At 38.0% G+C, this 19,310-nt stretch carries 23 protein-coding genes; 13 read left to right on the top strand and 10 right to left on the bottom strand.

Annotated features, from left to right (window positions below; translation table 11 throughout):
• The first annotated feature begins 152 nt into the window (after positions 1–152).
• Entirely contained in the window at positions 153–440 is a 288-nt protein-coding gene (locus tag TE34_RS20585; protein ID WP_236687110.1) for a helix-turn-helix domain-containing protein, read from the top strand.
• Here TE34_RS20585 and TE34_RS06095 read toward each other — a convergent pair.
• Positions 373–738, bottom strand: coding sequence for a hypothetical protein (locus TE34_RS06095; RefSeq protein ID WP_157037590.1), 366 nt, complete (start codon positions 736–738; stop codon positions 373–375). The two genes, TE34_RS20585 and TE34_RS06095, sit on opposite strands and share 68 nt — an antisense overlap.
• A gap of 122 nt (positions 739–860) precedes the next feature.
• Here TE34_RS06095 and TE34_RS06090 point away from each other — a divergent pair, with 122 nt between their 5' ends.
• Both TE34_RS06090 and TE34_RS06085 read left to right on the top strand, forming a co-directional pair.
• Positions 861–1,889: a MerR family transcriptional regulator gene (locus TE34_RS06090; protein ID WP_047983933.1), complete on the top strand. Its 1,029-nt coding sequence runs from the start codon at positions 861–863 to the stop codon at positions 1,887–1,889.
• Positions 1,890–1,944: 55 nt separating this feature from the next.
• Entirely contained in the window at positions 1,945–2,418 is a 474-nt protein-coding gene (locus TE34_RS06085; RefSeq protein ID WP_053074982.1) for a GyrI-like domain-containing protein, read from the top strand.
• 231 nt (positions 2,419–2,649) lie between these two features.
• Here TE34_RS06085 and TE34_RS06080 read toward each other — a convergent pair whose 3' ends face one another.
• Positions 2,650–3,498 carry an N-acetylmuramoyl-L-alanine amidase gene (locus TE34_RS06080; protein ID WP_053074981.1) on the bottom strand — a complete coding sequence of 283 codons (849 nt, stop codon included), beginning with the start codon at positions 3,496–3,498 and terminating at the stop codon, positions 2,650–2,652.
• 146 nt (positions 3,499–3,644) lie between these two features.
• Between TE34_RS06080 and TE34_RS06075 the strand changes: the two genes are divergently transcribed.
• The 6 genes from TE34_RS06075 (at position 3,645) to TE34_RS06050 (ending at position 9,640) form a co-directional block, all read left to right on the top strand.
• Positions 3,645–4,421 (top strand): 3-hydroxybutyrate dehydrogenase, encoded by a 777-nt coding sequence (locus TE34_RS06075; RefSeq protein WP_047983932.1) that lies wholly within the window; start codon positions 3,645–3,647, stop codon positions 4,419–4,421.
• A gap of 257 nt (positions 4,422–4,678) precedes the next feature.
• A complete protein-coding gene (locus tag TE34_RS06070) occupies positions 4,679–5,593 on the top strand; it encodes a hypothetical protein (RefSeq protein ID WP_047983931.1) in 915 nt (304 codons plus the stop codon).
• 21 nt (positions 5,594–5,614) lie between these two features.
• On the top strand, positions 5,615–6,262 hold the full coding sequence (locus TE34_RS06065; RefSeq protein ID WP_047983930.1) for a DUF4129 domain-containing protein: 648 nt from the start codon (positions 5,615–5,617) through the stop codon (positions 6,260–6,262).
• Between the two features lie 15 nt (positions 6,263–6,277).
• Complete coding sequence (locus tag TE34_RS06060; RefSeq protein WP_047983929.1) at positions 6,278–7,405, top strand: DUF4350 domain-containing protein; 1,128 nt, start codon at positions 6,278–6,280, stop codon at positions 7,403–7,405.
• A complete protein-coding gene (locus tag TE34_RS06055; protein ID WP_047983928.1) occupies positions 7,402–8,331 on the top strand; it encodes an AAA family ATPase in 930 nt (309 codons plus the stop codon). The genes TE34_RS06060 and TE34_RS06055 overlap by 4 nt, the downstream gene beginning before the upstream one ends.
• Complete coding sequence (locus TE34_RS06050; protein ID WP_047983927.1) at positions 8,282–9,640, top strand: DUF58 domain-containing protein; 1,359 nt, start codon at positions 8,282–8,284, stop codon at positions 9,638–9,640. The genes TE34_RS06055 and TE34_RS06050 overlap by 50 nt, the downstream gene beginning before the upstream one ends.
• Here the strand turns inward: TE34_RS06050 and TE34_RS06045 are convergent.
• Positions 9,618–10,598, bottom strand: a complete 981-nt coding sequence (locus tag TE34_RS06045) for a stage II sporulation protein M (RefSeq protein WP_047983926.1) — start codon at positions 10,596–10,598, stop codon at positions 9,618–9,620. The two genes, TE34_RS06050 and TE34_RS06045, sit on opposite strands and share 23 nt — an antisense overlap.
• Before the next feature lie 81 nt (positions 10,599–10,679).
• Here TE34_RS06045 and TE34_RS06040 point away from each other — a divergent pair, with 81 nt between their 5' ends.
• Entirely contained in the window at positions 10,680–11,471 is a 792-nt protein-coding gene (locus TE34_RS06040) for an RDD family protein (RefSeq protein WP_047983925.1), read from the top strand.
• Between the two features lie 87 nt (positions 11,472–11,558).
• Here the strand turns inward: TE34_RS06040 and TE34_RS06035 are convergent, their stop codons facing one another.
• Genes TE34_RS06035 through TE34_RS06010 form a run of 6 tightly spaced genes read right to left on the bottom strand, consistent with a single transcriptional unit; the run spans position 11,559 to position 16,470 of the window.
• On the bottom strand, positions 11,559–12,785 hold the full coding sequence (locus TE34_RS06035) for an ABC transporter permease (RefSeq protein WP_047983924.1): 1,227 nt from the start codon (positions 12,783–12,785) through the stop codon (positions 11,559–11,561).
• The gene (locus TE34_RS06030; protein WP_047983923.1) at positions 12,778–13,710 is read right to left on the bottom strand and encodes an ABC transporter ATP-binding protein; all 933 of its coding nucleotides are present in this window, start codon (positions 13,708–13,710) and stop codon (positions 12,778–12,780) included. Before TE34_RS06030 ends, TE34_RS06035 begins: the two co-directional genes overlap by 8 nt.
• A 12-nt stretch (positions 13,711–13,722) precedes the next feature.
• A complete protein-coding gene (locus tag TE34_RS06025) occupies positions 13,723–14,586 on the bottom strand; it encodes an ATP-binding cassette domain-containing protein (protein ID WP_047983922.1) in 864 nt (287 codons plus the stop codon).
• A gap of 1 nt (position 14,587) precedes the next feature.
• Positions 14,588–14,983, bottom strand: a complete 396-nt coding sequence (locus TE34_RS06020; RefSeq protein ID WP_047983921.1) for a GntR family transcriptional regulator — start codon at positions 14,981–14,983, stop codon at positions 14,588–14,590.
• Positions 14,984–15,000: 17 nt separating this feature from the next.
• On the bottom strand, positions 15,001–15,729 hold the full coding sequence (locus TE34_RS06015; protein WP_047983920.1) for a hypothetical protein: 729 nt from the start codon (positions 15,727–15,729) through the stop codon (positions 15,001–15,003).
• 12 nt (positions 15,730–15,741) lie between these two features.
• Positions 15,742–16,470 (bottom strand): hypothetical protein, encoded by a 729-nt coding sequence (locus TE34_RS06010; RefSeq protein ID WP_047983919.1) that lies wholly within the window; start codon positions 16,468–16,470, stop codon positions 15,742–15,744.
• A gap of 285 nt (positions 16,471–16,755) precedes the next feature.
• Between TE34_RS06010 and TE34_RS06005 the strand changes: the two genes are divergently transcribed.
• Positions 16,756–17,262, top strand: a complete 507-nt coding sequence (locus TE34_RS06005) for a DoxX family protein (RefSeq protein WP_047983918.1) — start codon at positions 16,756–16,758, stop codon at positions 17,260–17,262.
• Positions 17,263–17,308: 46 nt separating this feature from the next.
• On the opposite strand, the gene TE34_RS06000 is transcribed toward TE34_RS06005, so the two are convergent.
• A complete protein-coding gene (locus TE34_RS06000) occupies positions 17,309–17,686 on the bottom strand; it encodes a PH domain-containing protein (RefSeq protein ID WP_047983917.1) in 378 nt (125 codons plus the stop codon).
• Positions 17,687–17,788: 102 nt separating this feature from the next.
• Here TE34_RS06000 and TE34_RS05995 point away from each other — a divergent pair, with 102 nt between their 5' ends.
• Positions 17,789–18,388 carry a superoxide dismutase family protein gene (locus TE34_RS05995; RefSeq protein WP_047983916.1) on the top strand — a complete coding sequence of 200 codons (600 nt, stop codon included), beginning with the start codon at positions 17,789–17,791 and terminating at the stop codon, positions 18,386–18,388.
• A 171-nt stretch (positions 18,389–18,559) separates the two neighbouring features.
• A complete protein-coding gene (locus TE34_RS05990; protein ID WP_047983950.1) occupies positions 18,560–19,309 on the top strand; it encodes a DeoR/GlpR family DNA-binding transcription regulator in 750 nt (249 codons plus the stop codon).
• Position 19,310: the final 1 nt, after the last annotated feature.

The raw sequence follows: 19,310 nt of genomic DNA, 5'->3' as shown, positions 1-19,310 counted from the left end.
TTTATCATTATTTGACAGAAGACTCCCTCTTCCATCGCGAGAAGGTCTTTAGACCAGCGATAAGGGGGAGATGAATGTCAATTGGCTATAGCCAAAAAACATATTGTTGTGATATGATTAGAACATACGTTCCTTGCTAGTGAGGTGAGTCCATGTTAGTTAAAAAAGCGTATAAATTTCGTATTTTTCCTAATCAAAAACAAATCGAGCTAATCAATAAGACGATTGGTTGTAGCCGATTTGTGTTTAATTACTTCCTCGCTAAGCAAAAGCAAAAAGATGCGTACTGGTACAAGGTCCAAGAGATGGTCCAGAACGGACAGTTACCATCAAACAACTGGAAAGGTGATTATTTCAATAAATATGACGCTATTAAAGCGGTACGCCAATTAAAAGAACATTACCCTTCATACCTGTCGTTTCCTCTACCCATTCGATGACGGTCTCTATCTCTGGAGCGGGGAATATGCCTTCAGTTGCAAATGAAATATCATTTACAAAAATAATACGTTTCAGCTCTTTCGTGTGAAGATTGATTTCTAAGACCGCTGTTCCATCCGGATTGTAATCACCATCGTCGTTTGCTTGATCAACGGGATACCATTCCAAGGAAAGAATATAATTCGTTTGATTAGCGACATCTTTTTCCATAAAAATATGTTCCCGTTTTAGCACATAGTTCTCTAGCCCAAATCGTTTTTGTTGTGTATGTATAATTTCTTGTATCTGTTCGTTCACCATAATCCCTCACTTTGCAGCATTCGCTAACATTATAACAGAGCTATAAAATAAATTAAAAAAAGCACTTTACCTTCCCCTAAGGGTAACGTTTATAGTTAAGGTAAGGAGGAGTTGTACCTATGAAAATTAATGAAGCTGCAAAATACTTGAATACAACACCAAAGACAATTCGCTTCTATGAGCAAAAGGGGTTAATTGAACCTACAAAAGATGAAACGAATCAATATCGTTATTTCTCGGAAAACGATCTGTATCGAATAAGTACGATATTAGCCCTGCGAGAGATTGGGATATCAGTAAGTGACATTAAATCCATCTTAGAAAATCCAAATTTAACAAGCAATCAATACCTAGATATTCAACGTTCCGCATTATTTGAACAATGGATCGAAATGCGCGATATGATTGAGACCATTGACCAGATGCTTTCCCAATCTAAATCAAATTCCTTTGAGGAAATCCACCACCTTGCCAGTCATCTAAAAAACTTAAAAGGCGTACGGAGAAAATGGCAAGACCGCTGGAATTTTGATGCACAAGCAATCGATTATGATGAAAACATTAAGAAAGAAGGCCATGTCTTTAATGTGCATGAGGGATATGATGAGGCGCTTGCTAAAGTAAAGGAAAAAGTACGGCTTCAAACTGGTGATACTGTTGTTGATATTGGGATTGGAACAGGTAATCTTGGTTCTCAATTCTTATCAGAAGGTCAAAAGGTCATTGGAGTAGACCAGTCTGAAAATATGCTGATGAAATGTAAAGAAAAGCATCCCGAAATAGAAACACGTAAAGGACACTTTTTAGCACTACCTTTATTAGACCTTTCTGCAGATGCAATCGTATCTAGCTATGCTTTGCACCACCTTACAGACGATGAAAAACTCCTTGCTCTAGAGGAAATGGATCGTGTCCTCAAACCAAATGGACAAATTTGCATAGCGGATTTAATGTTTGAGGATGACAAGCATCGCAAAAGGGTGTTGAAGAACTTCGAAAAAGCAGGTAACCAACTAGCTATTGATTGTATTCTAGATGAGTATTATGCGAATAAATCAACACTAGTTGATTGGTTGGAGGGAAAGGGATATCAAGTAGAAACAATACAATTCAATGTTATTCTTGGGTTAATTTATGCAAAGAATTGAATTTTTTCCCAATATTCTCTAATATAAGATTGACAGACGATACAAGGAGGAGAATATGGGAATATCAAAAGTAAAGGTAGATGCCTTTAAGGCGATTGGTGTCCGTTGGCAGGGGACTTTTCAACAAGCACATGCAGGTGAAATTAAAGTACTAATGCAACAATTTCGTGAGAGCTTGGATAAGCTTCCGGAAGGCACAGACAAGACATCTATATTAGGTGTCTCCTATGATGTAACGAAAGAAGGATTTACATATTACCTTTGTTGTAAGGTACTAGATCAAGTTCAAGCCCCTGAAGGGATGGAATTGATAAGTGTTCCAACGTTAACCTATGCATCCTATGATCATGCACCAGAAGAAAATGTTGGTGACTCTTACTCGAAAGTCTATCATTGGATAACAGAAAACAACTTGACTGTAAATGATGAAATTAATCTTGAGCATCTAGAAATATACTCAGCTGATTACCACCCCATAAATGAACCACCTAGATTGAAAATACATATACCGGTTAAAGATAAACAATGAAGTTGGGAAATAGGCAAAACAAAGATTTATGATGAATAGTTAACTACACTAGCCCCGGAAATATACGGAGACTCCTGCGGGAGGAAAGGCATCGGTGAGACCCCGCAGCTCGGGACGAGCGAGGAGGCTCACCAGCCGCCCGCGGAAAGCGCAGTATATTTCCGGGGCGTGTTATATGCACTTATTGTTAATGTTCAGATTTACCCTTGGTATAAATACTTTGTCCCAACCTTATTCATGTGGCGAATCCCAAAAATAAGTAATCAAAGCAATGGTAATCGCTCGAGCGACTTGATCCTGATAGTTTTCAGATTGTAGTGTCACTAATTCTGTCGTATTCGTAATAAACCCTAACTCAATTAATACAGCAGGAGATTGATTATCTCGAATTACGCGATAACTACTTTGAATGACTCCGCGATTCCGTAACGAAACTTCTTCAGCAAGTGCTTGTTGAATTTCGTGAGCTAATCTTTTTCCATTATGATGATAATACGTATTGATCCCACCAACATAATCCGCATCAAAAGCATTAAAGTGAATACTAATAAAGGCATCTGCTTCACTTTCATTACTAACTAACACACGATCTTGTAGCGAAACAAAAGAGTCGTCTGCTCTCGTTAAAATGACATTCGCACCAGATTCCTCTAGTTGCTTTGCAATTTTAATCGAGGTATCTAAGATGAGGTCCTTTTCTAACACTCCATCTTGCCCGATTGCACCTGGGTCTTTACCACCGTGCCCTGGGTCAATAACAATCGTATAGCCAGATAATAACCCTTCTGTTAGAAAAGCCTCTTTTTCACTAACAGGGATAAGATGTTGTGATGTAATCCAAGCTTTTTCGCCATTAACGTATGTTTGAAACCAACCATCTTTTGATTGAAAAATCGTTACTTTGTTTCCACGTTTTAGTTTTCCAACAATTTTAGATGTGTTAGAAGGTGCATTATGTACCGTTAACCAATCCGTATTCACTTCATAGGTGCTTCCTGATTTAGCGTGTGCAGCAGCGAAAGCAATGGGTAAAAAGAATAACAATGTTGTTAGTATTGATAGACGTTTTATATCGTTCATGTGAGACTCCTTAAAATAGTATTCCACTGTAAGATTTTCCTTAAAAGCTAAAATTTAAACAGACATTTTTTTACCAGTTGATTTAGCAGGATTTTGTGGGGAGCTGTCGAATTGGTAAAGATGAGACTTACGTAGGAGGAATAGCGATGGTTGACAATAAAGTTGTTTTTATTACGGGTGCGGCAAGTGGAATTGGCTATGCAATTGGAAAGGAATTTGCTTCCAGTGGTGCAAAAGTAATGCTTACCGACATGAATACGGAAAAGCTAGAGGAGGCAGTGAAGGATTTAAAAGAGAGTGGACTAGAGGTATCAGGCTTTACTTGTGATGTAACGAAAGAGGAAGATATTGAGTCAGCAATAAATCATACATTAGAAAAGTATGGACGGTTAGATGTTTTGATTAATAATGCTGGAATGCAGCATATCTCGCCTATTGAAACATTTCCTACTGAGACGTTTGAAAAGATGACGAAGATTATGCTAGTTGGTCCATTTATTGCGACGAAGCTTGTGATTCCACAAATGAAAAAGCAAGGAGATGGTAGAATCATCAATATGGCTTCGATCAATGGTCTAGTTGGTTTTGCTGGAAAGGCTGCTTATAATAGTGCAAAACATGGTTTAATTGGATTAACGAAGGTTAGTGCGTTAGAAGGTGCAGAACATGGGATTACGGTGAATGCCATTTGTCCAGGATATGTCGACACACCGCTAGTTCGAAATCAGCTAGGGGATCTAGCGAAAACAAGAAATATCGAGTTGGAGCAAGTTCTAGAGGAAGTAATCTACCCACTAGTCCCGCAAAAGCGATTATTAGAAGTAGAAGAAATTGCCAACTACGCACTATTTCTAGCTAGCGACAAAGCAAAAGGTGTTACAGGCCAAGCGGTTGTGCTTGATGGAGGATATACAGCGCAATAACGAAGGGTCTGGGACAATAGCATAAGTGTTTATCTAAAGACGAATGTTGCACAATTTAGCGACGGAAATATACGTAGGCTCCTGTGAGAAGTAAAATCGATGTATATTTCCGGTGCAGGATTGGAGCGATTATTTCGTTTTTTCTTTTGTTAAAATACTATTTTACCAGTCGTTTGTAACTAATCCTCGAAATATAATCGTATAGTGATAAAATAGATTGTATATAGAGAATTTTATTTAATTTTAGGGGGATTTACATGGAAGAATATTTTTCAAAACCAAAAAGCTTCGGGGCAGTGTTAGATCAGACTTTCCGACTAAGCAAAAATAACTTTTCTACGTTTTTCATGATTATGCTAATTGTTGTTGGCCCACTTATCTTATTAGATGCGCTTGTATCGCTCATTGGCGGATATGGCCTTTTTCGAGATGTAGCAAATGGTGGTTCTTTCTTTGAGCAACTCACCAATACGATAGATGAATCGATTTATGCAACGCCGACGCTTGGAGAAAGTTTAGGTGAAATGATCGTCGGACTTGGTACGATTGTTTTATATCCAATCGCACAAGCAGCTATCATTTTAGCAATTGATGCGCAAAGAAGAAAAGAAGAGTATACAGCTGGCTCTGTGATTAAAAAAGCATTTAGTCGTTTTTGGCCAATATTCGCTAGTTCTTTACTCTTTGGTGTTATAGTTTTCGGACTCATATTTTTCCCGACGCTTCTTATCTCAGGAGTCGTTGCTGTCACCGTCATGATAAATCCGATCGTAGGTATATTCTTTGGAATCGTATTATTCTTAGCGGTAGCAAGTGTTATTGCATTTTTACTCACTAGATGGGGTCTTTACTTACCGGCGGTAGTGTTTGAGCGTTGTGCACCAGGACTTGGAAGAAGCTGGAACTTAACAAGAAGGAACTTTTGGCGGACGTTCGGGTTAATTGTAGTCATTGGTCTTATCGTGATTATCATTAGTACGGTGTTTGAGTTATTGTTTACTGCATTACTTGGTTATAGTGTGTTATATACCATTCTATTAAATATCATTACTATCATTGCAACGATGTTTTTCTCTGTTGGCTATGCTTTAATCTATTTTGACTTGAAGCTACGCAATGATGGAGATGACTTAATGGACATGATTGATAACTATGAAACTCCTATTCAATAATCCCTAATTAAGGTGATGAAAATGACAGATTTGGATCAAGCAAGAGATAAAATAGAGGATATATTAAACGAGCGTGAATATCAGATATATTATGAGGATAACCGGAACTTTCTAGAAAAATGGTGGGATTCGGTTGTGGAATGGTTTCAAGAATTAATCGCATCGATTTTTAATTCGTTAGAACCATCTAATGGACTTGCCTCAGGACTAGTTATAATTATGGTTATAGTGGTAATCGTGTTGGTTGTACTGGCTATTTACTTCTTAGTCCGGAACTACCGAAGGAAACGCGAATTTCAAGACAGTGAGCCACTTTATCATAATCATGAGAAGGATTGGACATACCGTGAACATTTAGTAGAAGCGAACAAGCTAGAACAAAAGGGGAGCTATCAATTGGCAATTCGCCATATGTTCCTAGCTTTACTGCTACATTTTCATCAAAGAGGGTTTGTTGAGGCGAGGATATGGAAAACGAACTGGGAGTATTATGAGGAACTGAAAAAGTTGCAGAAAGAGCGGGCAGAAAGCTTTTATCAGTTAGCGCGCAGTTTTGAAGATGTTGTATACGGGGAGCAAACGGTTGGAAGTGAATTATATGTATCTTATAAAACAGCTGTTATGCGCTGGATTGAGGAGCAACTAGAAAATGACAAGGTTGAAGGCTAAAGGAGTGACTCAGTATTGCAGAAATCTATAAAAAAGACATGGGTCTGGCTCTTTGTTTTGTTAATCATTTTTATTGCTCTTAGTTTCGTTCTTGGCTCGAAAGAATTAGAGGAATATCCTCCATATATTTCAACATCACCATCACCAACAGGGGTGAAAGGTTTTTATACGTATTTAGAAGAGGAAATAGGTGCTGTTAAACGATTGGAAGAAGCGCCTACTAGTCTGGAGATAGAAAACCAGCAGCTACTCATTATGGTTGAACCAGATCTATTTTCCGAGCAAGCTACGATGAATGACTATATCGCGTTTATGGAAGCAGGCAATACGGTGCTCCTATTGAAACAGAACCTAGAGGGTATGTTTGGACTTAGTACGGAGTATGGGATGCCGGGAGAAGAAGGGACCACAACAATATATGATTCTTTAAGAAAAGAATATAAGGTAACCATGCTTTCACCAATGAGAATTGTACCAGATGCAGAATCGCAAATAGTATACGAAGATGATGATGGAGTAATTGCGATTAAACAAGAGTTTGGTAAGGGGCAGCTAATTGCCGTCAATTCACCAGATTGGATAACGAATGAGTATATTTTAGAACAGGGTAATCTAGATGTAATACATAGCTTAATGGAAGAAGAAGCTTGGAAAACGATTTGGTTCGATGAATACTTACATCAGTCTACTTCATCAAAAAGTCTTATAGAAATATATCCAATGTGGCTACTGGTAACCTGTCTACAGCTCATCTTCCTTACGCTATTATGGTTACTTTATAAAGGGAAGCGATTCGGGCCAATTAGGACCCCGAGAGAAGAGTATGTCAGGTATAGTGATGAGCGTATAACAGCATTAGCTGAATGGTATAAAAAAGGTAAAGTTTACAGGGAATCATTGGCCCATCAAGCAGAATACTTAAGACTTCTCTTGAGAGAAAAATGGGGAATATCCTACCAAACGGAATGGAAAGATTTGATGGAGCCTCTTTCTACGAAGTTATCGAACATAAAAGATGATGAGCTATTATTATTTCTTCATGAGATAGAAACAGTAACCACCAAAGAAAACTTATCCAAGCAAGAATATTTATTATGGACAAAACGAATTGATCGTTTACAGAAAGAGGTGGAGCAAGGATGAGAGCCGAATTAACATCCTTAATGGAAAACTATGAAAAGCGGATTCTTGGCCAATCTACGAATCTACGGTTATTATTATCTGCCATATTGTCAGGAGGACATGTCTTATTAGAAGGTGTCCCTGGAACTGGTAAAACCCAAATGGTAAAGTCTCTGGCGAATCTGTTAGGGGGGGGATTTAACCGTATTCAGTTTACGCCCGATTTACTGCCAAGTGATATTACTGGTAGTACGATTTACAATATGAAGGATAATGCTTTTGAAACATTGAAGGGCCCTATTTTCGCTAACGTCTTGTTAGCTGATGAAATTAACCGTACTCCAGCAAAGACACAGGCTGCACTACTGGAGGCGATGGAAGAAAAGCAAGTGACGATACAAGGAGAAACGTATCCACTTCCAGATGTATTCTTTGTTGTTGCTACACAAAATCCGATTGAATTTGAAGGGACATACCCACTACCAGAAGCACAGCAAGACCGATTCCTTTTAAAGCTACATATTCAGTTTCCAACGTTGGAAGAGGAAACAAATGTATTAAAGAATGTCCTAGAGAATAAACAATTTCTAGAAGATATACAGTCTGTCATGGATATGGATACATTCCTTTCGATTCGTAGAGAAATAGAGGCGGTTACACTAAGTGAAGAGGTAGTAGCCTATATTATGCAGATAGTTCGTCGTACAAGAGAAACGGACTCCATTCGTTTTGGAGCGAGTACTCGTGCTGCGATCGCATTAGGCAAGGCCGCAAGATCCTGGGCTTATCTATCCGAAAGAGACTATGTAACACCTGATGATGTTAAAATGATTGCAAAACCAGCATTGCGACACCGAATCCAATTATCCCCTCATATGGAATTGGAGGGAGTGAACATTGACCAAGTTATTGAAGAGCTTGTGGGCTCGGTTCCTGTTCCAAGATAGGGGAATTGTACCAACGAAGAAGTTCTTAATCGGCTACTTGTTGGTATCTTTAGCTATTACAATGCTAACGTTTGTAGGGATTACCTGGACTTCCGTTTTCGTTTTAAACGGAAGTATCTTGGTTGTTAGTTTAATAGATTTATTATTTACACCAAAGCGAAGCCAACTACAAGTGAAACGGACCATGCAAACTCAATTGGAGCGTGGGATTACGTATGCGGTTCATATGGATGTACAAAATACATCAGACTATAACTGTAAACTAACTTTGATAGATGGTACTCCTCAGTCTTTTCATGCGGATTTTCCATTACAGAGTGTCCTTTCGGGTGGAAGTACGACCCGAATGACCTACAATTTGATTGCCCCTGTTCGCGGGCAGTATCGTCTAAATAAAGTTTATGCACGTTATACGAGTCGACTTGGCCTATGGCAGAAGCAGACAGCAACGGAAATAGTAGATGAAGTTAAAGTTATTCCTGATTTAACCGAAACGAAAAAGTATTTGGAGGACGCGCAAACCTATCTTCTCCATGAAGGAATGAAAATCCGAAAGCGAAAAACGGGGGTTGGAGAGTTTTCGCAAATACGTAATTATGTTGTCGGAGATGATCCAAGGAAAATTAACTGGCGCCAAACTGCAAAAATGCAATCCGTTATGACGAACGAATTTGAACCAGAGCACGGAAAGCATGTCATGCTTCTGATTGATTGTGGACGCATGATGGGCGCGGAATTGAAAGAAGCTAATCGTTTAGAAAAGGCGTTAGAGGCATCCATTACGGTTGCGGCTGCTGCACTCGGTAATGGTGATTATGTTGGTGTAATTGCTTTTTCGAAGAATGTTTCTGTATTTGTTCCACCTGATAAAGGAATGGCACAGTTACAGAAGATTCTCGATGCGGTTTACAATTTAAAGGTAGATGCTTCAGAATCTAATTACCTTCAAGCACTAAACTATTTACAAGCCGTTCAGAAAAAGCGTAGTTTCATTTTGTTATTTAGTGACATCCAAACCTTCCTGCAAGAGGATAAAACGTTGTCCTATTTTGAAGGAATTAAAAAACGTCATTTATTTCTATTGCTAACGATAGAAGATGAGCTGGTAGCTAAGCGGGCAAAGATTGATCCGGATGATGTTAATCTAGCAATGGTCAAAGGGGTAGCACAGCAACAGCTTATTTATAAGAAGCGGCAAAAAGTAAAATGGGAAAAAAGAGGATTTTTGATGGTGGAAGCCAAGGAAGAACGGCTTGCAACAGAGGCCGTCTCCCATTATGTTCAAGTTATGAATCAAGGCTTACTTTAGATTTCTTTTGGTCCAATAGTACTTTTCCAAGCGCAATGTAGGCTATCATACCGATAACAGTAATTCCAGCCACAATGTATTTGGCTTCGAGTGAGATAGCTGCAGGTGTAATAAAACCTTCAATTATACCGGCAATCACAAATAACGGAACAGTCCCGAGGAATAGTAGAACAGATCGTTTTCCATGGTATTTGAGCTGATAGATCCTTGAATAAGGTCCAGGAACAAAGAGCCTATATCCCATGATGAGTCCGGCCCCGCCTGCAATAAAGATGGCAGTTAACTCAATCATTCCGTGTGGTACGATGTAAGCCCAGAACTCATACGTCATACCATAATGCCAAAACAGACCAGCTAATGCTCCCACCAAAAGGCCGTTAAATACTAGTAAATAGATGGTTAATATCCCAAAAGTTATCCCACTAGCGAAGGCAAGGATAGCTACTTGAATATTATTGGTCATGATTTCAGCTGACATTAGCGATGAGTCAATGGAATCATGACCTTCACCAAGTCGCTCTGGATCAACGCCTTGAGAAATGTCAGCTGGTAAAATGGAATAAATATGAAGTGGATCATCTGCAACAGCGAGAAATCCAGCAAGACCACCAGCAAAAAATAACAGGGCTGATACAACGATAAACTTCCATTGTTCCAATAGTAAACCAATAAATCTCTTGGAGAAAAAGTCTCGAATTTGTTTACCGCTAGTAACTTGATTTTTATATAGTAGATTGTGAGATTTTCCTACGAGTTCATTAATATAGAATGTGACGTCTTCATTGGGAAAGTATGTTTGACTATAAGAAAGATGTTGGCTAGCTTTCTGGTATAGGCGATCAAATTCAGCAATATTTTTACTCGTAACATTTTTTCTACTTTTACTTATGAGACGAATATAGTTTTCTAGCTGTTTCCAATCTTCACGATGGAGTTTAATAAATTGTTTAATGTCCAAATTATATAACCTTCTTTCCAAGGTTGTTCGTTATATATTAGTTTAAAGAATAGTAAAACGATAAGCAAGGGGGGACCAATTATGAACCAAAACCAAGTAGAAATTAAAACACCGGAGTTTGTTTCCCTTCAGTATGAGATTGCAGGGTTAGGTAGTCGAGGTGCAGCAATGATTGTTGATCAGCTTTTATTACTGGTAGCCAATCTAGTCATCTACCTCATATTTATTATCGCCAATTTCTCGGATATATTTTATCTAGCCGATTCATTTGTGCCGATAGCAATTGCCATTGCGATAGTTTTTGTGATTAATTGGGGTTATTTCTTTGTAGCGGAATATTTCTTCGGGGGAAAAACACTTGGTAAAAAGCTAGTAGGAATTCGAGTGATTCAAGACAATGGTCACAGTATAACATTATTATCTAGCCTTGTACGTAATCTGCTACGTATTATAGACATGCTTCCAACAAGCTATTTCTTAGGTATGGTATTTGTATTCTTCCATTCCAAGCATAAACGACTTGGAGATATTGTTGCAGGTACCATTGTTGTCCATGAACGTGGGGCCAAAAAGGAAGGGACATCAAAGATAGATAAAGAGATTAATAGACGTGGGTTAACAAAGGAAAAATTGCAACTAGAAGATTGGGCATTACGTTCATTGGGTAAAACAGAATGGACACTACTGCGAACATACAGTAGGAAGTTCTTAAATGTAAAAGTAACAGAACGAGTCAACCTTACCAACCAGTTAGCAGTAAAATTATTGCCAAAAGTAGGTATCGATCCAACAGGTAAAAATGGAATGGAACTCGAAAATATCCTACTAACGCTTTATTTAATCGCAAGAGATGAATGGGAATATGAACTATAATAAAACTCCGAACTAGTATTCAGCTTTCGCTATTAGATATTAGTTCGGAGTTTTATATTTTTATGATGTTGTCAATGCAATTTTAGCTTACGAGCGGATCCACTTCCAAATCTCACCCGGTGTAGCATTCTTACCGTACATTAGAATCCCAACTTTAAAGATCTTTCCAGCAAGCTTCATAAATAACACAATACTGATGATTAGAACTGCCAAAGCAATGATTATCTCAATCCAAGGCCATTCATCTAAGGCGGTTAGTCGCATAATAAGAACACCTGGGGATGTAAACGGAACATAAGACGCAACCTTAGCAACGATTCCATCTGGACTGCTTAACACTGGTCCTATTAAAACAAAGGATAAGAATGGAAGCATCATAACCAACCCTTGGAAGTTGCCACTTGTGGACATATCAGCCATCGTAGCGCCGATACCAACGAAAATAGCAGCAAATAATAAATAACCAAGGACAGCAATTAAGACAAGTAACAATGTTTCTGGTACGAGTAAGTACTCAATAACAGGTTCGTCAATCTTGATTGCAGCAAATGGTACGACAAAGATCAATAATACGAGCACTTGAATAATACCAAGAACGAAATAACCGAGAATTTTACCATTCATTAATTCTCCAGGTGTAACCGATGATAAAATAATCTCTGCAATTTTATCTTTTTTCTCCTGGGATGCACTTTGGAAAATCATCATCCCTGTAACTACAATAGCAAAGAGAATGATTCCTGCGAAAATACCGGGAACTAACTTCTCTAATGGGTTCTCAACAACAGCAGATTGTTCAACTGTAGCACCATAATCTTCAGCAGCAGTTTCTTCAAAAACAACACCAGAAGAGATAATGGCAATTTCTTCTTCGGTTAAGTCTAACTGAGCAATTCGAATTTGTTGCAGTGGACCACTTAAAAGCTGTACTTGAGCACTGAAGCTAGAAGGGATTTCATCCGTAGTATAAACGGGAATCACACCACTTTCCATTGCTTCAGGAGTTAAAAAGATATAGGCTACATTTTCACCATTTTCCAATTCATCTTGGATATCAGTCTCTGTCAGTTCGGTTCGATTTAATACCCAATCTAACTCAAATTGATCAACTGTCTGTGCAAGCATATCAAAACTCTCAAGTTGGTCATTTACAAATACTGTAGTCTCTGCAGGTTCATCATCCGAATCAAATAAACTACCTAAAAACCCAAAACCTAGAATTAATAACGGGGTTAGAAATAAACCAATAACGAATGATTTGTTCTTTAGATTACGTTTAATTTCCCATTTTGCTATTTTCATTGAATTACGCATCTAAATCACCTGCTTCCTGGATTAAGTTCTTGTTCGTTGCGATATCAATAAATATTTCATGTAATGATATTCGGTTAATTTTTAGTTCACTTATATTGAGGTGTTCTGGTAAACTCTTCAGCCATGACGTAGGTTCTACATCCTGATCAAGATATAAAATAGAAGTTTCATCTTTATCTTCAACACGCTGAACTTGTGGAATACTTTCAAGTTCAGATAAATTGTTTTTTCCACGAATTGTACATTTAAAGTTTGCATATTTCGTTTTTACTTCGTCTAATGTACCGTAAATTACCTTTTGACCGTTTTGAATCATAAATAAGCGGTCGCACATTTCCTCTACTAGGTTCATTTGGTGAGAGGATAGTAGAATAGCTGTCCCTTTATCTGCTAAACTACGAATCTCATCCTTGAATAATTCCTGACTAACAGGGTCCAACCCAGAAAATGGCTCATCTAGAATGAGAAGTTCTGGTTCATGAAGAATCGAACCAATAAATTGGACTTTTTGTCCCATACCCTTTGATAATTCCTCAACAGAGACTTTTTCTTTACCGGCTAAGTCAAATTTTTCAAGATACATAAGTATACGTTCTTTTGCTTTATCCAGTGGGTAATCTTTTAAATCTGCAAGGTACAATAGAATATCCATTACTTTTACATTTTTATATAGACCACGTTCCTCGGGAAGATAGCCAATTTTGTTTCGTGGAATTTCTTTACCTTGATGATTATGGAAGGTGATGGACCCTTCATCTGGATACATAATTCCCATAATATTTCTGATTGTTGTAGACTTACCTGCACCGTTTGGCCCTAAGATGGCCATGATTTCACCTTTTCGAACTTCAAAAGAAATTCCTTTTAAAGCCTGTTTGTCTTTGAAGGATTTTTTTAAACCTTCAACCGTAAGCATGACTTCCATGTCGTATTCCTCCTATAGCGTTGTCGTAGTATTTAATAACAGGGTAATAACATCATCCATTTCGAGCGAACTTCGATTATTCCATCGCGTGTTATTCGCTTCTAAGTAGCTTTCTGTCGCCTCAGGATTTTCGGAAAGCAGTACATTTCCTTCTCTTGATACCTCACCAGGAATAGGTGCTTCTGGTAATGGTTCACTAATCCAATATCGGGCATACCTTTCCATTAGCTCCTCTTTTTCAAAGTGACCAATTACTTCCCCGTCATGTAATACGAATAAGTAATCGGAAAGTTTCCGAATATCATCAATTTGATGACTAGCAATAATAATGGAGCGATCTCCAGCTTCCATCCAATCCACTAATAAATCAATTAATATTTTTTTAGATGGGATATCCATATAGGACGTTGGCTCATCTAATATTAGTAGTGGTGTATTTCTAGGGATAGTCAGAGCTAGGTTTAACTTCTGCTGTACTCCCTGAGATAGCTTTCCAAACTTTTTATGAAGCGGGATGTTAAATAAGTCTACCATCTTCTGAAAAAGAGTTTCATCCCAATTTGGATAGAGTGGCGCTATCATTTCCTTTAACGCATTCCCGGTAAAGGGATCCCAGCCAATAATCGTTTGTGGCTGATAGGCGATGAGTTTTTTCCAAGATTCATTATTTCCATGAACCAATAAGTTGTTAACTTTGATATTACCCATTTCAGGCTGGGCTAAATTCATAATTAATTTTAGAAGTGTACTTTTACCAGAGCCATTATTCCCAATAAGCGCGGTAATCGTACCAGGTTCAATGGTTAAATTGACTGGACCAAGATGGAAATCGTCAACATCCTTTTCTAGATTTTCAATGTAAAGTAATGGATCCATGCTAGCTGTCCCCTTTCTCTTTTGCTTGTAATATTTCGAGGAAAATCGCCTTTACCTGTTCAAGGGTGTAATCATAGCTTAGTGCAGTTTCTACCGCATTTTCTAAAATGTTATGAACAGAAGTTACTTTTACTTCTTCCTTTAGATCCTCTGATATATCTGCAACGAATGTACCTTTTCCTTGAAGCGTCTTAATAAAACCTTGAACTTCCAAATCCTGATAGGCTCTTCGGGTTGTGATAATACTGATCTCTAAATCTTTCGACAGGGCACGAATAGAGGGAAGAGGGGTTCCTCTTGCCAAATGACCACCTGCAATCAATGCTTTAAACTGATTGACGATTTGGTGATAGATGGGCTCCCTAGAATCCTTTGAAATCTTGATAGGAAGATCCATTGCTACACTCCTTTCCGTTAGAGAAAATCGACCTGTTTAAATTGTTTTATCATTTTGCTCTTCCAGTAATTGAAGCCAACTACTGCCGCGATAATAGAAATGATTGCAGATAGAAAAGGCCACTTATTGGCAATAATGATTGTCCATTCCACTACCCCGTAAGTAAAGAAGAATGGAAAGTAAAAGATGAGTAAAATAACACCTAATAGAAGCAGTATAGATAAAAAAGTAGTTAACTTGCTTACGTTCGTATTAGAACCTATATCGATAATGAGTACACCCAATCCTGTGTATATTCCAAATGAAAGCCAAATGATAGTTAGTGATATATAGGCATCTATTTCCATCATGTCTCTAATAGTAGGACTAATGAGATAAAGTGCAACGAACATATAAAGTTGATATGGAAGTGAGCTTAATAAGTACATGAGTATAGATTTAATCACAATAACTTGTTTTTGAATAGGTAAGCTAAGTGCTAATACAACGGTGGGTGAAGCCCATGTACTGCTGCTGATTTTTTGAAATTGTAGCCCTTTTGCTTTAAACCATATTGGGCCAAAAACAAATAGCATGATGAAGAATAAATCTAAACCAACAAATCTCGCTCCTTGGGCGCTAAATCCTGTATAGAACAGTATAGAAAATAGGGAAAAGTAGAGAAATAACCCAATGAAGCTAAACCAGGAAACTTTTAGCTCTTGTTTCATTAGTTGTAGTGCAAGTCTGATATCGTCTTTTTGCATGAATGTCCCTCCTTATTCAAACATAACGGTCTTAAGTGCTTTCTGCATATTACGTTTCCAAAAGATATAGCCAATAGTCGCAAGTATAATGGATAGGCCTATGGATAAGAATGGATAGTCTCGTGCGGCCATAATAGACCAATAAACAATCCCATGATCAAAAATAACATGGATGAGTGTTAATCCAAACGTGATGACGAATAAAAGGATTAATATCAAAATGCCAAGTCCTGAATTGGTTATCCAAAATCCCCTAAGCCCGATACTGAATCTAGGAACGAAATAACCAATATAGATAGAAAATGATAGCCAAATTATGATGAAGGCTAGAAATGAACCAATAGACAAAGTGTTATGTAGTGGCGTTGCAAAATATAAGATTACTAATGCTGAAAGCTGTACGGGAATGGTGTAAAGACTATGCATAATCAATCTGCTATATATAATAACGATATCTTTAATCGGTAAATGTTTCTGTAATACAACGACTGGTGCAGCCAAGAATCGATGCTGAATATGCTGTGCTTCAAAGCTTTTTGGTTTTGGAAATAGTGGCGCAGCTCCAAATACGATGACAAAGAATAGGTCATATAGTACCAATCCATCTTCTAGGTAAGCGACATACTCAATTATGAAAATGAAGGCAACGACCCCAGTCGCAATATAAGCTAGTAACAGATTGATTGCAGAATTTTTAATTTCCCATTTGGTTAGTTGAAAGGCAGCTCTCCAGTTATTCATAAACATCCTCCTTTAAACAGGTGTTATACTGTATATATCTATATGCACAGTATAACTGTCCATGTTATTGATGTCAACAATGAATTCTAGGTTGTTATATTAAGTCCAAATGGCCCGGTATGACTGGTGTTCACAGTTTTGTCATATATATTGTGAAATGCATCACAAAAACTATTTACATGTATTTATATCCATGCTATTATCAAAGTGTAATAAGGAAACACACTTACAATATATTGTGAAATAGTGAGCAAACTTATAAAAACATATGAGGAGATGAATTCAATGTTAAATTTCATTCGTAATAATAAGGTAGTCGCAGGTATTCTAGCAATCATTCGTATCTACATTGGTTATGCATGGATTACAGCAGGTATTGGTAAAATTAGTGGTGGTGGATTTGATGCAAGTGGATTCATTCAAGGTGCGATAGCAAATGCAGGTGGAGATCATCCAGCAGTACAAGGCTGGTGGGCAAGCTTCTTAGAAACAGTCGCTCTTCCAAATGCAGAAATGTTTAGCTTCATGGTAATGTGGGGAGAAGTATTAGTTGGTTTAGCACTAATCCTTGGTATCTTCACAAACTTCGCAGCTCTAATGGGTATGACAATGAACTTTGCCTTCCTATTCAGTGGTACAGTAAGCACGAACGCACAAATGGTTCTATTAACAGTCTTCCTAGTAGTTGCAGGTTATAATGCTGGAAGATTTGGACTAGACAGATGGGTTGTTCCTTTCTTAAAAAGCCACACTCCAGTACGCAAACAAACTAAAGAAGTTGCAGTTGCTTAACACGTAAAAAAGCTGGTCTTCCACTAGAAGGCCAGCTTTTCTGTTACTATTCACATACAAAGTCCGAGAGCACACTCTGTACTTTGTAAATATTAAGTTGTTTATTGAACGTTTTCTGTATCGGCTCTGAACTCCCCGATACCCACACCTTTAGCTCCGCATCTAAATCGAATGTTCCAGCAGTCTCCACTGAAAAATGTGTGATGCTCTTATATGGAATAGAATGATACTCTACCTTCTTACCCGTCATCCCTTGTTTATCAACTAGTATTAGTCTCCTATTGGTGAAGATAATTAAATCACGGATTAACTTATAGGCATGCTCTACCGTTTCAGAAGCGGATAGTAAATCACCTAAGTCCTTCTCGGCAGCCTTTTTATCAATCTCAGAGGCATTCCCCATCATTCCATCAAAGATTCCCAAAATAATTCCCTCCAATTAGTAAAAATCATCTTTAGTATATGTTTAGTCATTCCTATTCATGTAAAGAATGTAAATGATTAACATACAACTGGAGGGAAAAACATGAATCGAAACTGGTTAATTGTAACGTCGATTATTGTAGTCGGACTGCTTATGATAGTTAGCTACACAGGAAATAACACCGATCAACATACTGCTGATGGAGTGGAAGAACCAAGTATTGAAACAACTGGAATGCTAAAAGAAGCTGGTAAATCTTTGCTTGTCACCATGGTAAATACGGATGGTGAGAAAATAGGTGAAGCAAGATTAGAGCAAAAGGCAGAAGGTGTTAGCATTAACCTAGATGCATCCAAACTACCACCTGGAACTCACGGATTCCACATCCACGAAAAAGGTGCTTGTGACACGCCGACCTTTGAATCAGCAGGTGGACATTTCAATCCTACGAATGCTAAGCATGGATTTGACCATCCAGAAGGGCCACATGCTGGTGATTTACCAAATATAGAAGTAAAGGCATATGGGACTGCAACCGCAACAGTACTTGCTGAGATGGTGACATTGGAAAAAGGGAAGGAAAATTCTTTACTAAGGGATGGTGGTACTGCCCTAATGATTCACTCCAAAGCTGATGATTACAAATCGCAACCTTCTGGTAATGCGGGGGATCGGATCGCTTGTGGGGTAATTGCCGAATAGATCACTAGGACTTCGAGAACAGACTCGAGGTCTTTTTTTGTTTTGTTAGTTTTTAACAAATGATGATAATATTTAACAAAACATCTTGACATTAATGTGAATAAGTAACATAATGGTGGTTGTAAAGAACAATTAATGAATGTATGGATAATAAATAAAAGGACTGATGATATGCAACCATCAGAACGAAGAAAATGGGTACTACAGAAAATACAAGTCGAGGGCAAGGTTGAGATAGACCAATTGTCAGAAGAACTAAGTGTTTCTCCAATGACAATCCGACGTGATCTGGATCAACTGGAGGAGAAGGGGAAGGTTATCCGTGTTCATGGTGGAGCAGTTGGAGCAAAGTCTCTGATTACAGAAACACCTTTTCAAACGAAAGAAAGTCGAAATACGGAGCAAAAGCAGTTAGTAGCGAGAAAGGCTCTATCACTCATTCATGATGGCCAAACCATTCTATTAGACTCTGGGACGACAACCTTAGAACTTGCCCGATTACTTCAATCCAAGACGAACCTTACTATTATTACAAATGATATTAAAATTGCAGCAGAACTAGTAGATAGTAAATTAAAAGTGATCATCACTGGTGGCGAATTACAAAATGATGTTGGTGCATTATTTGGACCACAAACCCACCATTTCTTAAAAAATATCCATGTGGATCTATTTTTCCTAGGGGCACATGCGATTGATTTAAAAACAGGCATTACCTCTCCAACATTTGAAAAGTCGCTTGTCAAACAACTGATGATGGAAGCGGCAGACAGCACGTGGCTAGTTGCTGATTCAAGTAAATTGGGTGAACGAGCATTTTCGAAAGTATGTGATTTACAGGAAATAACCGGTTTTATTACCGATGACGATATTTCGTATGAAACGAAACAGAAAATATCTGAGAGCATGCAGATCTTATAAT

The organism is Ornithinibacillus californiensis, from assembly GCF_001038485.1.
Lineage (GTDB): Bacteria > Bacillota > Bacilli > Bacillales > Amphibacillaceae > Ornithinibacillus > Ornithinibacillus californiensis.
Note: the sequence above shows the minus strand (reverse complement) of the source record. Positions and strands in the feature narration are given on the sequence as shown.